The sequence below is a fragment of the Mycobacterium sp. ENV421 genome, assembly GCF_002887815.1.
Taxonomy (GTDB): domain Bacteria; phylum Actinomycetota; class Actinomycetes; order Mycobacteriales; family Mycobacteriaceae; genus Mycobacterium.
Genome location: NZ_PDHO01000003.1, coordinates 32332 through 46291 on the forward strand (window position 1 = coordinate 32332; position 13960 = coordinate 46291).

Consider the following 13960-nt stretch of genomic DNA (forward strand, 5'->3'; position numbering starts at 1 on the left):
GGTCGGCGCGCGTCTCGTGGCTGTCAGCCGACAGTGGCGGTGCGGCTCACCCGTAGGTGTCCCGCGGCCCGCGCCCAGAGATGTGCAGCGGGCCTTTTCGCCACGACGGAGCCACCGGGCCGGTGATCTTCATCGACTTCACCACCCCGTCGCCGACAGCGGCGGCGATTTTGGCCAACAGCTGCGACTGCACCATCCGCAACTGGGTCGCCCACGCAGTCGATTCGGCGGCCACGCTCAACACACCGTCGCGCAGGGTGGTCGGCTGGGCGTGCTCGGCGATCTGTTCGCCGACCACCGTCGCCCACTGGGCGAACACCGCGCCCTCGGCGACCCGGCCGGTCCAACCACGCGATTTCGCCAGGTCGTTGGCGGCTGTCCCGAACGTCTGTGGATCACGGCGATCCGGCCCGGGCCCCGACCAGGTCCGGCGACTGCCCCGCTCGGCGCCCCGCCTGGCCCGGGGAGAGCGGCCGCCACGACCGACTTCCTTGCCCTGGCTGCGGGCCGCACCGCGGGCTTCCTCCAATGCGCGGCGCACCAGATCCATCCCGGCCAGATTCGTGAGGTGCTCGGGCGGACCGGCCGGCTCGTCCTCAGGTTCGGTCATGTCACCACCTCCGACATCCGGCCGCCGTCGTCGTCGCGCAAGCTGATGCCGATCCGGGTGGCGTCCCAATCGCTCGGGATGTCTTCCCCGACGGCCGCGGTGATGAGTACCTGCTCGGCGTCGGCGGCCACACCGGCCAAGGCCCGCCGCCGCGCGTTGTCCAGCTCGGCGAACACGTCGTCGAGGATCAGCACCGGTTCGCTGCCCTCGGTGCGCAACAGTTCATAGGACGCCAACCGCAACGCCAATGCCATCGACCAGGATTCACCGTGACTGGCGAACCCCTTGGCCGGCTGATCACCGAGCCGCAGTTCCACATCGTCGCGGTGTGGTCCGACCAGGCACATCCCACGTTCCAGTTCCGCGCCGCGCCGCGCCGCGAGGCCAGCCAGCAGAGCGGCCTCCAGATACTCGACGTCGTGACCGTCGTCCGTCCCGTCGAGGACACTGCTGCGGTAGCTGATCGCCGCCGGGCGCGACGCCGGGGCCAGTAGCTGATAAGCCTTCTCGACCTCAGGCGCGAGGAGATTCGTCAGCTCGATCCGGGCCGCCATCAGCTGGGCTCCGTGTGCGGCCAGGTGGCCGTCCCACACGTCGAGGGTTTCGAGAACTCCAGAATCGCCCCGAAAGCGCGCTCCCGCAGCGGATTTCAACAACGCGGTGCGCTGTTTGAGCACCTTGTCGTAGTCGGCGCGGATCGCCGCGACCCGTGGCCGGCGCACTGAGGCAAGCTCGTCGAGGTAGCGCCGGCGTTCGCCGGGGTCGCCACGGACCAGGGCCAGATCCTCGGGCGCGAACAGCACGGCGCGAACAGCACCGAGGATTTCGCGGGTACTGCGTACCGGGGAGCGGTTCAGGCGCGCCTTGTTGGCGCGCCCGGCCGCGATCTCGAGATCGATCGCCAATTCCCGACCCTCGTTGACGACGATCGTCGAGACCACCGCACGCTCGGCGCCGGCCCGGATCAGAGGCGCGTCGGTGGCGACCCGGTGCGACCCAAGCGTCGCGCAATACCACAGCGCCTCAACGAGATTGGTTTTGCCGAATCCGTTCGGTCCGACGAACACGGTTCGGCCCGGCGCCAATTCGATATCGACGCTTTCCCACGACCGGAAGTCGCGGAGCGTCAGGTGCCGGACATACATTGCGGCTGGTTATCCCGACACCGAGACCCGCTTGACCGCGTGCCCACCGAACTGATTACGCAGTGCCGAAACGGCTTTCATCGTCGGCGAATCTTCTTGCCGCGACGCGAAACGTGCGAACAGCGATGCTGCGATCACCGGCATCGGCACCCGGTGGCGGATGGCCTCTTCCACCGTCCAGCGGCCCTCACCGGAATCCTCGGTGTATCCGGAGATGGCGTCGAACGCGGGGTCTTCCTTCAGCGCCTTGGCCAGCAGCTGCTGCAGCCACGAGCGCACGACTGTGCCGTTGGTCCATGCCTGGATCACCGCTTGGGTGTCTGTGATCAGCGGTTCGGCGGCAAGCAGCTCATACCCCTCGGCGTAGGCCATCATCAGCCCGTACTCGATACCGTTGTGCACCATTTTCGCGTAGTGACCCGCACCGACCGGGCCGGCATGCACGAAACCGTCAGCCAGATCCCCCGGCGGCCGCAGCGTGTCGAAGATCGGCATCACCCGGGCGACGTCCTCGTCGCTACCGCCGACCATCAGGCCGTAGCCTTCGGCCAAACCCCAGATACCGCCGGAGACACCCGCGTCGACAAACGAAATGCAGTTCTTGCCAAGCAATTCCGCGTGCGGACCGTCTTCGGTGTACTTGGAGTTGCCGCCGTCGACCACCAGGTCACCCGGGCTGAGCACCTCCGCCAGTGAGCTGATCGTGTCATCGGTGATCGGCCCGGACGGCACCATCACCCAGATCACCCGCGGTGCGCTGAGCGCCTCGGCGAGTGCGGCCAGGGTCGGTACATCGGTGACCTCGGGTCTCGGGTCGTACCCGACGACTTCGTGTCCGCCTTCGCGCAACCGCTGGCGCATGTTGAAGCCCATTTTTCCAAGACCGACCAAACCCAGCTGCATGACTGCCTCTCTACGTCGGGGACCCGGTCAGCCTGGCAGACGGACCGGCATCAACAGGTATACGTAGTCGGTCTGAACGGCCGGGAACGGTCCGGTGCCATCCACCTGTGTTTCCGCATTCGCGGGCCGCAACACCGCTGGGCGGCTGGGAGTAGTGAACCCGAACGTCACCCGGTCGGAATGCAGCGACCCCAGGCCGTCGGTCAGGTAGGTGGGATTGAAGGCGATCGTCAACGGCTCGCCGGCGAACTCGACATCCAAGTCCTCCTCGGCGCGGCCGACGTCGTCGGCACCAGCCGACAGGTGCAACACGCCGTCGCCGAATTCCATCCGAACCTGCGCGCCGCGATCGGCAACCAACGCCACACGCTTGATGGCTTCGGTGAGCTCACCGACTCCGATGGTCGCCACCGCGGTGTGCTCGGCGGGCAGCAACTGACGGAACTTCGGGAACTCGGCGTCCAGCAGGCGAGTGGTGCTGCGCTTGCCGCCGCTACGGATTCCCAACAGGCCTTCCTTGCCCACGGCCGAACCGGCACCCAGAGCCAGGTGAACCTCAGAGCCGGACGTCCCGGCCTTGGCGGCTTCGGCCAACGTCTTGGCCGGCACCAGCACCGCGGCTTCCAGGCTGGGGGAGGAGGTCGACCAGGTCAGTTCACGCACGGCCAACCGGAACCGGTCCGTCGCCGCCAAAACCACTGTCTCACCGGAAATCTCCACCCGGATGCCGGTCAGCATCGGCAGCGTGTCGTCGCGGCCTGCGGCAACCGCCACCTGGCCGATCGCCTCGCCGAACAGATCGGCGGAGATGACACCGGTCTCCTCCGGCAATTCCGGCAGCGCCGGGTAGTCCTCGACCGCCATGGTCGGCAACGAGAACCGCGCGCTTCCACAGCTCAGCGCCACACGGGTGCCTTCGACGCTGACGTCGACCGGCTTGGCCGGCAGCGCCCTGGTGATGTCGGACAACAACCGACCGGATACCAAAACGCTTCCAGGAGAAGCGATTTCGGCGGGGACCCGGACCTCGGCCGACACCTCGTAATCGAAGCCGGAGATGGTCAAACCCTCGTCGGTGCCGGTCAGCAGCACGCCGGCCAGCACCGGCACCGTCGGCCGGGTCGGAAGGTTACGGGCAACCCAGGCCACCGCGTCGGCGAAGTCCTCCCGCACCAAGCGGAACTTCAGGTCGGAGCCAACCGTCGTCGTTGCCACGTCTACATAGTCCCTTCATCACCCAATAACCCCGACCAGCGTCCACCGCGTGCCGGAGCACGGATGAGCGTGATCTGTGAGCGACAGCCGCTGAACGGCAGTCAGAACAACAACCGTAGAGCGTCGGACGCCATCTTGAAAGCTAATCGATCGCGGTGACAAGAGCACCGCGACACCGTGCCGGATGCCCTGTGAACCGGCTGCTCCCCAAGCCTGTCTTCAAAGAGGTAAATGGAAGAGAGAGAACGGTAATAGTAATAGGGCCTGTGCAACCTGTGGACTAGCCGACCGATTGCCTGCTCCGGCGGTGTGACGCCATGTGGACCAGTTGTGCATGACTGCGGGCGAATCACACGACTGGTGTGCACAGCCGGCGGTTGTTCATTGTCATTCCGATACTTCCCTCGCGATGTGAGGTGTTGTCCACAACTGTGTGCACAAGCCCAGAGTGTGACGGGTGGTACGACAGTGGCCGAAGTTTTTCGCGGCGATGACAGAAAAAGTGGAGATTTCAGCGCTTGGAACGCTGGCGGATCCGGGTGGTGAGCTCCTTGACGTGATCGAACACCTCACGCCGATGGGCCATTTCACCGCGAATCTTCTTCTCCGCGTACATGACCGTGGTGTGATCACGGCCGAACGCCTGCCCGATCTTGGGCAGTGACAAGTCAGTGAGCTCCCGGCACAGATACATGGCGATCTGCCGCGACTGAGCCAGTGCCCGGGTCTTGCCGGGCCCCCGCAATTCCTCGACGGTGGTGTCGAAGTACTCGGCGGTGGCCGCCATGATGGCCGCGGTGCTGATCTGCATCGTGCCGGCATCGGCGATCAGGTCGCGCAACACGATCTCGGCGAGTGCCTTGTCGATCGGTGTCTTGTTCAGCGAGGCGAACGCGGTGACACGAATCAACGCGCCCTCGAGCTCGCGAATGTTGCGCTCGATGCTGCTGGCGATGAGCTCCAGGACGTCATCGGGGACGTCGAGACGCTCCATCTGCGCCTTCTTCCGCAAAATCGCGATGCGGGTTTCGAGTTCGGGCGGCTGGACGTCGGTGATCAGTCCCCACTCGAACCTGGTCCGCAGCCGATCTTCGAGGGTGGCCAGCTGTTTGGGCGGCCGGTCCGAGGAGATCACGATCTGCTTGTTGGCGTTGTGCAGCGTATTGAAGGTATGGAAGAACTCTTCCTGGATACCTTCTTTGCCTTCGATGAACTGGATGTCGTCCACCAGGAGCACATCGATGTCGCGATAGCTGCGTTTGAACGCGACCTTGCGGTCGTCACGCAGCGAGTTGATGAAGTCGTTGGTGAACTCTTCGGTGGAGACGTACTTCACCCGCATGCCGGGAAACAGCCGTTGCGCATAATTTCCGGCAGCGTGCAGCAGGTGGGTCTTGCCCAGTCCGGACTCACCCCAGATGAACAACGGGTTGTATGCGCGGGCCGGTGCCTCGGCGATCGCCAGGGCCGCCGCGTGTGCGAACCGATTCGAGGCACCGATGACGAAGGTGTCAAAGGTATAGCGGCGATTGAGGCTGATGCCGGGCGCTTCGGCCGACGGGTTACTGCGCGGCCGCTCGATGAAGTAACTCGGCCAGGTCTCGTGAGCGCTGGCCAGTGCCTCGCGATCTTCGTCCACCTCGTCGAGGTCGGAGTCGACGACGGCCGGCTCCGCGGCGGCGGGTTCGCTCTCTTCTTCCAGGGCGGGCGGGGCGATCCGAACACCGAGCTCGACCCGCTGACCCAGGCGCCGGCTGAGGGCGTCGACGATCTGGGTGCGCAGATGACGTTCGATCTCGTTCTGCACGAAGCTGCTCGGCACTGACAGCAGAGCGAAGCCTTCGGCGATGGTGAGTGGTTGAACCAACTTGAGCCACGCGCGTTGCTGCGGAGTCAGCGGTGCATCGCCACCAGTTCCGTTACTGGGGCGCTGGTCCGCAGTTCCGTCGCCGTTGAGCTCGGCGACAACCGAACTCCACACCGTGGCGAACGCTGAACCGGGATCATCGGTCAACGACAGATCCCCCTGGTCGCAAGGTCGGGCAAGAAACCAATAGCTGAGCCGACGAACGATCTGTCCACAAAGTTATCCACAGGTGTGGACAGGACAGTCGGCTCGCCTCGGAGCATATCGGCGAAGGGTCACGGGTCGGCAGTAATCCCCGCATTGATCTCGTGTGGACCGTTCGCCGACCTGTTCCCCCGCTTGGTGATTGCGCGCCGCCTCGATCTGAAACGGCTTTGGCAGAAGCTAACAGTTTTCGGGGCGAGTGCCAACCGTTCTGCAACATTCGGATCACGACGAGATAACGGCGCCGTGCGGGAACGGTGACGGCTGTGGCAGCAGTGGACGGTGCGGTGATCGACGGCACGACAAGGCGGTTTGACCAGGGGAAGTGAGGTCAGTACCCTCGAACAGTCGCCCATACGTCGGCGATACGGCTGCGACCGATTCGGGACCGCGCCGGTTAGAGCGAGACCAGAGCTTACCAACGGCAGTCGCGAAAGCCGGTGTACACGCGCAAGCGTGTGCTTCGGACAGCGACCGCCAAACGACGAGGAGATATAGCCGTGGCCAAGGGCAAGCGGACCTTCCAGCCGAACAACCGGCGCCGGGCGCGAGTTCACGGCTTCCGTCTGCGCATGCGGACGCGCGCCGGGCGCGCCATCGTGTCGGGCCGGCGCCGCAAGGGTCGTCAGTCACTGACTGCCTGATCCACGGGATCACGCGGCGTGCTCCCGGCTCAGTTCCGGATGACACGGTCTGCGGAGTTCGGCGCCACCATCAAGCACGGGGTGCGAGCGGCGCAGCCGGATCTCGTCGTGCACGCACGACGGATGATCGACTGCGCCGACGGACCCCGGATCGGCTTGGTCGTGTCGAAGTCGGTCGGTAACGCGGTGCAGCGACACCAGGTGTCTCGTCGTCTGCGGCACGTGGCCCGATCTGTTCTCCCGGATCTGACTGCAGATGAGCGCATCGTGATCCGCGCGCTGCCCAGTAGCCGCGACGCGATCTCGGCCCGCCTCGAACAGCAGCTGCGAACGAGCATCCGGCGGACCCACTCGTTGATGGAGAAGACGCAATGAGTCGTCTCCCGGCTCGCGTCGTGATCTTTCTCGTCGAGCTCTACCGACACACCATCTCGCCACTGCGACTGCCGACCTGTCGGTTCACCCCGACCTGCAGTCAGTACGCCGTGGACGCACTGACCGAGTACGGATTGATTCGCGGTGGTTGGCTGACCGTTATCCGCCTCGGGAAGTGTGGTCCGTGGCATCGGGGAGGATGGGACCCAATACCCGAGCGGCGCCCGCAGGTGCCCGGGTCCGAGTGCAACGAACGCAGGAGCACGCATGTTTAATTGGTTCAGCCTGGACTTCATCTATTACCCGGTGTCCGGGATCATGTGGCTCTGGTACAAGCTGTTTGCCGCCATCCTCGGACCCACGAACTTCTTCGCCTGGGCGCTGTCGGTGATGTTCCTGGTCTTCAGCCTGCGTGCTCTGCTCTACAAGCCGTTCGTCCGCCAGATCCGCACCACCCGGCAGATGCAGGAGTTGCAGCCCCAGATCAAGGCGCTGCAGAAAAAGTACGGCAAGGACCGCCAGCGGATGGCGCTGGAGATGCAGAAGCTTCAGCGCGAACACGGGTTCAATCCGATTCTCGGCTGTCTGCCGATGCTTGCGCAGATCCCGGTGTTCCTCGGTCTCTATCACGTGCTGCGCTCCTTCAACCGGACCCAGCACGGATTCGGTCAGCTCGGCCTCTCGGTGGAAGAGAACCGGGCCACCGGCAACTACGTTTTCAGTGCAACCGACGTCGGACACTTCCTCGACGCGAATCTGTTCGGTGCCCCGCTCAGTGCGAGCATGACCCAGAGCTCCGGCCTGGAGGCGTTCAAGAACTTCGACTTCAGCCGACCCGCCGTCATCGCCGTCGGCATTCCGCTCATGGTTCTTGCCGGTATCGCCACCTACTTCAACAGCCGGGCGTCGGTCGCGCGCCAGAGTCCGGAGGCGGCAGCCAACCCGCAGACCGCGATGATGAACAAGCTCGCGCTGTACGTCTTCCCGCTCGGTGTCGTCGTCGGCGGTCCGTTCCTGCCGATCGCGATCATCATCTACTGGGTGTCCAACAACATCTGGACCTTCGGCCAGCAGCACTACGTGTTCGGCCGGATCGAGAAGGAAGAAGAAGCCAAGAAGGAAGAGGCGCTGGCCCGTCGAGCGGCCAACGCCCCGGCGCCCGGCGTGAAGCCGACCAAGCCGAAGAAGGGTGCGCCCGCCGCGACGAACGGTGCCGCGGTCGAGGGGACCGACGCGGCAGCCGGCGACGGGGAGATCGACACCGACGCCGAACCGGCGAAGGCGGCCGACGACGCGCCGGCCAGCCGCACACCGCGCCCGGGAGCGCGGCCCAAGAAACGTAAGCGTTGACCGGAGATCACTCCGGCGAAAGAGGGAGAGACACATGGCGGATGCCGACACCACTGAAGTGACCGAATCTGACGTCGCGGTCGACAACGACCTCGACCAGACCTCGGACAAGGCCGAAGTGAAGGGCGAGGACCTCGAGGAGCGCCTCGTCGCCGAAGGCGAGATCGCCGGCGACTACTTGGAGGAACTGCTGGACCTCCTGGACTTCGACGGCGACATCGACCTCGACGTCGAGGGCAACCGCGCGATCGTCAGCATCGACGGCGGCGAAGACCTCTCGAAACTGGTCGGCCGCAAGGGCGAGATCCTCGATGCACTGCAGGAGCTGACCCGACTGGCAGTCCACCAGAAGACGGGGGAGCGCAGCCGATTGATGCTCGACATCGCGAACTGGCGCCGCCGCCGCCGCGAAGAGCTCAGCGCACTGGGCGACAAGGTGGCTCGCCGCGTGCTGGAGTCGGGTGATCGCGAGGAATTGGCCCCCATGACTCCGTTCGAGCGGAAGATCGTGCACGACGCGGTTGCTGCCGTGGACGGCGTGCACAGCGAGAGCGAAGGCGTGGAACCGTCGCGCCGCGTTGTCGTCCTGAAGGGCTGAAGTTACATCGGTGTAGTTCGTGACCCGGACGCCACTATGACCGGAGGATGTTTCACGTGAAACATGGCACCGCGCCCCCTCCTCCGCCGGCGGCCGAGGTCGTCTTCGGCGACCGGGTGCACCTGGCTCAGCGCTACGCGGATCTGCTTGCGGGCCCCGGCGTCGAGCGGGGGTTGATCGGCCCAAGGGAAGTCGACCGCCTGTGGGAGCGGCACATTCTCAACAGTGTCGCGGTGGCGGAACTCATCGAGCCCGATGCCCGGGTTCTCGATATCGGAAGCGGCGGCGGTCTGCCCGGACTGCCGATCGCGATCGCGCGACCCGACGTTCGGGTGACGCTGATCGAGCCGATGCTGCGCCGGACGGAATTCCTCGAGGAGTCGGTCTCGGCACTGGGACTTCCCATCGAGATCATCCGCGGCCGCGCGGAGGAGCCGGATGTCCGCGCTTCGGCCGGCGGCGCGGACGTGGTGGTGTCCCGGGCGGTGGCGTCACTCGACAAGCTGACCCGATGGTGTCTTCCGCTGCTGCGGCCCGGCGGGCGCATGCTGGCAATGAAAGGCGAACGTGCCGAAGAGGAAGTCGTCGAGGGACGGCGCGGGATGGCGTCGTTGGGCGCAACCGATGTGAGGGTGGTGAGATGTGGCGAGAGCTATTCGGATCCTCCCGCGACCGTGGTGATCGCGGTGCGGGGGGAGCGAGCGCCAGGCGGGAAGAAGAAGTCCGCGCGAACGTCGGAGAAAAGGGGATCATGACCATCCCATCGAACCCGGATTCCTCCGGAACCGCGGGCGCCGATGTTTCACGTGAAACATGGAACCCGCCGGACGACTTCGAGACCCCGATCGGCGCCGCAGCACAGCGCGCGATGCAGGTCCTCCACACCACCGCAGGACAGCTGCCGCGGCCCGGCCGCCGCCGGGTCTTCACCGTCGCCAATCAGAAGGGCGGGGTCGGCAAGACGACGACCGCGGTGAACTTGGCGGCCGCCCTCGCGGTCCAAGGACTGAAGACCTTGGTCGTCGACCTCGATCCCCAGGGCAATGCCAGCACCGCGCTCGGGATCGCCGATCGGCAATCCGGCACCCCGTCGTCCTACGAAGTGCTCCTCGGGGAGATCCCGCTACAGGCCGCCATCCGGCAGAGCCCGCATAGCCCACGCTTGTTCTGTGTACCGGCCACGATTGATCTCGCGGGCGCCGAGATCGAACTCGTCAGCATGGTGGCGAGGGAGAACCGGCTTCGCAACGCGCTGGCCGCGCTCGATGATTCGGACTTTGACTACGTCTTCATCGACTGCCCGCCCTCGCTCGGGCTGCTCACCATCAACGCGCTCGTCGCGGCACCCGAGGTGCTGATCCCGATCCAGTGCGAGTACTACGCCCTGGAGGGCGTCTCGCAGCTGATGAGAAACATCGAAATGGTCAGGGCACACCTCAACCCGCAACTGACCGTCTCGACTGTCATCCTCACGATGCATGACGGCCGTACCAAGTTGGCCGACCAGGTCGCCTCCGAGGTGCGCAACTACTTCGGCGACAAGGTACTCACCACCGTGATTCCCCGTAGCGTCAAGGTGTCGGAAGCACCCGGATACAGCATGACGATCATCGACTACGATCCCGGCTCGCGAGGTGCCATGAGCTATCTCGACGCAAGCAAAGAACTCGCGCAGCGGGCTACCCGGGCATAAGTGGAGGCGCACATGTCATCGAAGAGCAAGGGCGGCCTCGGCCGCGGTCTCGCATCGCTTATCCCGACCGGACCGGCCGACGGTGGTCCGCGCCTCGGTTCTGCCGCTGCCGACGTGGTGATCGGTGGGGGAGCGCCGCTGGACGTGGACAGCGTCGGGGCGGTCTATCGCGAGATCGACCCGTCGGCCATCGAGCCGAACCCCCGCCAGCCGCGCCAGGTCTTCGACGAAGAGGCCCTTGCCGAACTCGTGCACTCCATCCGCGAGTTCGGGCTCATGCAGCCGATCGTGGTGCGGGCGCAGCCGGACTCCGGACCCGGAGCACCGGCGCGCTATCAGTTGGTGATGGGGGAGCGGCGTTGGCGCGCGGCGCAGGAAGCCGGCCTGGCCACCATCCCGGCAATTGTCCGAGAGACCACCGACGACAACCTGCTGCGCGACGCACTACTGGAGAACATCCACCGCGCTCAACTCAATCCTCTGGAAGAGGCGGCGGCCTACCAGCAACTGCTCGACGAGTTCGAGGTCACCCACGACGAACTCGCCGCACGGATCGGCCGGTCGCGTCCGGTGATCACGAACATGATCCGGTTGCTCCGCCTGCCGATCGCCGTCCAGCGCCGGGTGGCGGCGGGTGTACTGTCGGCGGGTCACGCACGTGCACTGCTCGCGCTGGAGGCCGGCGCCGAGGCTCAGGAAGAGCTGGCCGCGCGGATCGTGGCCGAGGGATTGTCGGTGCGGGCGACTGAGGAAGCCGTCACTCTGGCGAACCGGTCCGACACCAAGACGCCACCCGCGCCGCGGCGCAAGCCGATCCAGATGCCCGGCCTCCAAGACGTCGCCGAACGGCTGTCGAGCACCTACGACACCCGGGTGACGGTCAGCCTCGGCAAGCGCAAGGGAAAGATCGTCGTCGAGTTCGGCTCGGTCGACGATTTGCAGCGCATTGTCGACATGATGAACCGGCCTGCGGGCTGAATTTCCAGGTACGACGACACCAGCCAGTTCCGTCACAGTGACGCCAACCCCGGTCCGCGTTCGCTGCCGAATGTATCCAGCGAGGAATCGCACAGTGCGCCAACAAGTTCCGCTCCCACCGAGCGCCGGCTTCGGTAGCTACTCCATCACTGGCACGCCCGCGGTCGCCTCTCCTATTCTGGAGGGGCAGTTGCGCGCATCCGCACCGCAAGAAAGCCGGGAAGGTTAGTGTCCGTCCGTATCACGCCGCTTCGGCTCGAAGGATTCGAGCAACTACCCAAGCACGCGCGCCGATGTGTGTTCTGGGAAGTCGACCCCGCGACGCTCGGCGGTGACTACCTTCCGGATCCTGAGTTCGAGAAGGAAGCATGGCTGTCGATGGTCATGCTGGAGTGGGGGTCGTGTGGTCAGGTGGCCAGTACGACGCCCGCCGACGGATCGGCGTCGGACGACGAGCAGCCGTGCGTCGGTTATGTGTTGTACGCCCCACCCCGGGCGGTACCGCGTGCGCAACTCTTCCCGACCGGACCGGTCAGCGCGGACGCCGTTCTGCTGACATCGATCGGGATCGAGTCGGGGCAGGCCGACGGAGTTCCGCACGCGTTGATCAGCCAGGTGGTCAACGAACTGGTTCGACGCGGCGTGCGAGCCCTCGAGGCGTTCGGCCGCACCGCCGACGCCGGAGAACTACTCGATCCCGACGCCGTCGACCCCGAGTTGCGACCGGCCGTCGAAGTGTTGGGGGACTGCTCCTTCGACCAGTGCATGATCAGCGCCGACTTCCTGCTCGACGCCGGGTTCACGATCGTCGCGCCCCATCGGTACTTCCCGCGGCTGCGGCTCGAGCTGGACAAGGGGTTGGGCTGGAAAGCCGAGGTCGAGGCCGCACTGGAACGGCTGCTGGAAAGTGCACAGCTGCAGCAGCCGGTCGGCGCCGGCGCCGAGGTTCGCGGCTAGTCAGAAAGCGGGCCGGGCCTGTTCGACCGACATCTCGTGGGCGAGCAGCTCGGCGAATGTGAAAGTACCGGTGGGCCGGTCGTTCTTGCCCAGCAGGTAGAGCCGCTTGACGGCGGCCAGGATGCCCTCGGCGATCGCGTCGCGCGCGTGACTGGTCACCAGCATCGACCGGTCTCGCGGGTTGGTGATGTAGCCGACGTCGACCTGAACCGTCGGCATCCGGGTGAGCCGCAGCAGATCCCAGGTTCGGCCGTGGGTCCGGCAGTCGCGTAATCCTGTGCGCGCCACAACTTCTCGCTGGATGAAGTCGGCCAGATTGCGACCGATCGTCGATACCGAACCGTGCGAGCTGCCGAAGTAGAACGACGCCACGCCGTTGGCCGACGGGCTGGGCTGGGTCTCACAGCGCAGGCTGATCATCAGATCGGCGCCCACGGTGTTCGCGGTGGCGGCCCGCTCGGCGTCCAGCGGGCTGCGGCCGGCCGGGCGGGACAGGAAGGTCTCCATGCCGATCGCGGTCATCCGACCTTCGAGCCGACTTGCCAAGTCCCACAAGATGTCTGCTTCGCTGATCGGGCCGTCCGGTCCTTGGGTGATCAGGCCGTGGTCGGAACCGCCGCGGCCCGGATCGATGATGATCCGCTTGCCGGACAGCCGCGGTCCCGAGCGGCGGACCTGCTCCTCCTCGCGGATGGCGTGCAGCGAGCCGCCGGTGACGCGTGAACCCAGAAAGTCCAAGGAGCGCAACGTTTCCGGGCCGCAGATGCCGTCGGCGGACAAGCCGTACTCACGCTGATAGGACATCAGCCCGTTGTGGGTCTGCAAGCCGAAGTAGCCGTCCACCAAGGCGGTGTAGAAGCCGAGCTCCTGCAGTTTGGCCTGCAGCGTCGCGACGTCGTCGCCGTACATCGGGGCGCCGAACTGGTGCAGCAGGGTGCGGGCGCCGAGCCGGTAGGAGGCTTCCTTCAAGGCGCGGTAGGTGGCCTCGCCGACGATCCCATCGACCAGCAGGCCGCGGCGCTGCTGGAACGCGCGCACCGCGTGGTCGAGGTCGGCGTCGAACACGTCGACCGCCACCCGCTTACCGGTGGTGAGGTTCGCGTCAGGATTGTCGACCAGGCCGAGCGCGGAGAGCGCTTCGCGAATCTCGACGACGGCGTTGCTGCGGTCACCGCGGCGCAACACGTCATCACGACCGCTCCGGTGCGAGGAGGCATCGCCCCCGGCACCGTGGCGAAGACTCGACATACAGGGCCCTTCGATCGCCGTTGTCAGCTCAGTATCGCCAGGGCTGACGATTGCACACAGGCTAGGGAGCATTCTCTCAGAACCTCACCGCATTCCGGAAAACGGCAGGCGAGGCCGCTGATAACGGAATCGTCTCAGGCATGCGGCGACAGCGTCACCGCATGCCCGGACCG

Annotated in this window: 15 protein-coding genes; 9 read left to right on the forward strand and 6 right to left on the reverse strand. The window is 65.8% G+C overall.

Annotation, left to right across the window (positions count from 1 at the left end):
* Positions 1-46: 46 nt before the first annotated feature.
* The 5 genes from CRM90_RS04490 to dnaA all read right to left on the reverse strand — a co-directional run bounded on the left by CRM90_RS04490 (position 47) and on the right by dnaA (position 5887).
* Positions 47-610, reverse strand: coding sequence for a DUF721 family protein (locus tag CRM90_RS04490; protein ID WP_102805819.1), 564 nt, complete (start codon positions 608-610; stop codon positions 47-49).
* Positions 607-1755: a DNA replication/repair protein RecF gene (recF, locus tag CRM90_RS04495; RefSeq protein ID WP_102805820.1), complete on the reverse strand. Its 1149-nt coding sequence runs from the start codon at positions 1753-1755 to the stop codon at positions 607-609. The genes CRM90_RS04490 and recF overlap by 4 nt, the downstream gene beginning before the upstream one ends.
* A 9-nt stretch (positions 1756-1764) precedes the next feature.
* Positions 1765-2658 (reverse strand): phosphogluconate dehydrogenase (NAD(+)-dependent, decarboxylating), encoded by an 894-nt coding sequence (gnd, locus tag CRM90_RS04500; RefSeq protein ID WP_102805821.1) that lies wholly within the window; start codon positions 2656-2658, stop codon positions 1765-1767.
* A 27-nt stretch (positions 2659-2685) separates the two neighbouring features.
* The gene (gene dnaN, locus CRM90_RS04505) at positions 2686-3873 is read right to left on the reverse strand and encodes a DNA polymerase III subunit beta (RefSeq protein WP_036342279.1); all 1188 of its coding nucleotides are present in this window, start codon (positions 3871-3873) and stop codon (positions 2686-2688) included.
* Between the two features lie 511 nt (positions 3874-4384).
* Entirely contained in the window at positions 4385-5887 is a 1503-nt protein-coding gene (dnaA, locus tag CRM90_RS04510; protein ID WP_102805822.1) for a chromosomal replication initiator protein DnaA, read from the reverse strand.
* Positions 5888-6444: 557 nt separating this feature from the next.
* On the opposite strand from dnaA, the gene rpmH reads away from it, so the two are divergent.
* The 9 genes from rpmH (at position 6445) to CRM90_RS04555 (ending at position 12539) form a co-directional block, all read left to right on the forward strand.
* Positions 6445-6588, forward strand: coding sequence for a 50S ribosomal protein L34 (gene rpmH / locus CRM90_RS04515; protein ID WP_046365060.1), 144 nt, complete (start codon positions 6445-6447; stop codon positions 6586-6588).
* A gap of 18 nt (positions 6589-6606) precedes the next feature.
* Positions 6607-6963: a ribonuclease P protein component gene (gene rnpA / locus CRM90_RS04520; protein ID WP_102805823.1), complete on the forward strand. Its 357-nt coding sequence runs from the start codon at positions 6607-6609 to the stop codon at positions 6961-6963.
* Positions 6960-7238 carry a membrane protein insertion efficiency factor YidD gene (gene yidD, locus CRM90_RS04525; RefSeq protein WP_102805824.1) on the forward strand — a complete coding sequence of 93 codons (279 nt, stop codon included), beginning with the start codon at positions 6960-6962 and terminating at the stop codon, positions 7236-7238. Before rnpA ends, yidD begins: the two co-directional genes overlap by 4 nt.
* The gene (gene yidC, locus CRM90_RS04530; RefSeq protein ID WP_102805825.1) at positions 7231-8313 is read left to right on the forward strand and encodes a membrane protein insertase YidC; all 1083 of its coding nucleotides are present in this window, start codon (positions 7231-7233) and stop codon (positions 8311-8313) included. The genes yidD and yidC overlap by 8 nt, the downstream gene beginning before the upstream one ends.
* Positions 8314-8347: 34 nt before the next feature.
* A complete protein-coding gene (locus tag CRM90_RS04535) occupies positions 8348-8911 on the forward strand; it encodes a Jag family protein (protein ID WP_102805826.1) in 564 nt (187 codons plus the stop codon).
* A gap of 47 nt (positions 8912-8958) precedes the next feature.
* Positions 8959-9666, forward strand: coding sequence for a 16S rRNA (guanine(527)-N(7))-methyltransferase RsmG (gene rsmG, locus CRM90_RS04540; RefSeq protein ID WP_102805827.1), 708 nt, complete (start codon positions 8959-8961; stop codon positions 9664-9666).
* A complete protein-coding gene (locus CRM90_RS04545; protein WP_102805828.1) occupies positions 9663-10604 on the forward strand; it encodes a ParA family protein in 942 nt (313 codons plus the stop codon). The genes rsmG and CRM90_RS04545 overlap by 4 nt, the downstream gene beginning before the upstream one ends.
* Positions 10605-10616: 12 nt before the next feature.
* Complete coding sequence (locus CRM90_RS04550; RefSeq protein ID WP_102806106.1) at positions 10617-11582, forward strand: ParB/RepB/Spo0J family partition protein; 966 nt, start codon at positions 10617-10619, stop codon at positions 11580-11582.
* A gap of 228 nt (positions 11583-11810) precedes the next feature.
* On the forward strand, positions 11811-12539 hold the full coding sequence (locus CRM90_RS04555) for an acetyltransferase (RefSeq protein WP_102805829.1): 729 nt from the start codon (positions 11811-11813) through the stop codon (positions 12537-12539).
* On the opposite strand, the gene CRM90_RS04560 is transcribed toward CRM90_RS04555, so the two are convergent.
* Positions 12540-13787 carry an N-acetylmuramoyl-L-alanine amidase gene (locus CRM90_RS04560; RefSeq protein ID WP_199189775.1) on the reverse strand — a complete coding sequence of 416 codons (1248 nt, stop codon included), beginning with the start codon at positions 13785-13787 and terminating at the stop codon, positions 12540-12542.
* Between the last annotated feature and the right edge of the window lie 173 nt (positions 13788-13960).

Coding starts and splice junctions, on each gene's coding strand:
- CRM90_RS04490 (WP_102805819.1), bottom strand. CDS start 610: ATGACCGAACCTGAGGACGAGCCGGCCGGTCCGCCCGAGCACCTCACG.
- recF (WP_102805820.1), bottom strand. CDS start 1,755: ATGTATGTCCGGCACCTGACGCTCCGCGACTTCCGGTCGTGGGAAAGC.
- gnd (WP_102805821.1), bottom strand. CDS start 2,658: ATGCAGCTGGGTTTGGTCGGTCTTGGAAAAATGGGCTTCAACATGCGC.
- yidD (WP_102805824.1), top strand. CDS start 6,960: ATGAGTCGTCTCCCGGCTCGCGTCGTGATCTTTCTCGTCGAGCTCTAC.
- yidC (WP_102805825.1), top strand. CDS start 7,231: ATGTTTAATTGGTTCAGCCTGGACTTCATCTATTACCCGGTGTCCGGG.
- CRM90_RS04535 (WP_102805826.1), top strand. CDS start 8,348: ATGGCGGATGCCGACACCACTGAAGTGACCGAATCTGACGTCGCGGTC.
- rsmG (WP_102805827.1), top strand. CDS start 8,959: ATGTTTCACGTGAAACATGGCACCGCGCCCCCTCCTCCGCCGGCGGCC.
- CRM90_RS04545 (WP_102805828.1), top strand. CDS start 9,663: ATGACCATCCCATCGAACCCGGATTCCTCCGGAACCGCGGGCGCCGAT.
- CRM90_RS04550 (WP_102806106.1), top strand. CDS start 10,617: ATGTCATCGAAGAGCAAGGGCGGCCTCGGCCGCGGTCTCGCATCGCTT.
- CRM90_RS04560 (WP_199189775.1), bottom strand. CDS start 13,787: ATGTCGAGTCTTCGCCACGGTGCCGGGGGCGATGCCTCCTCGCACCGG.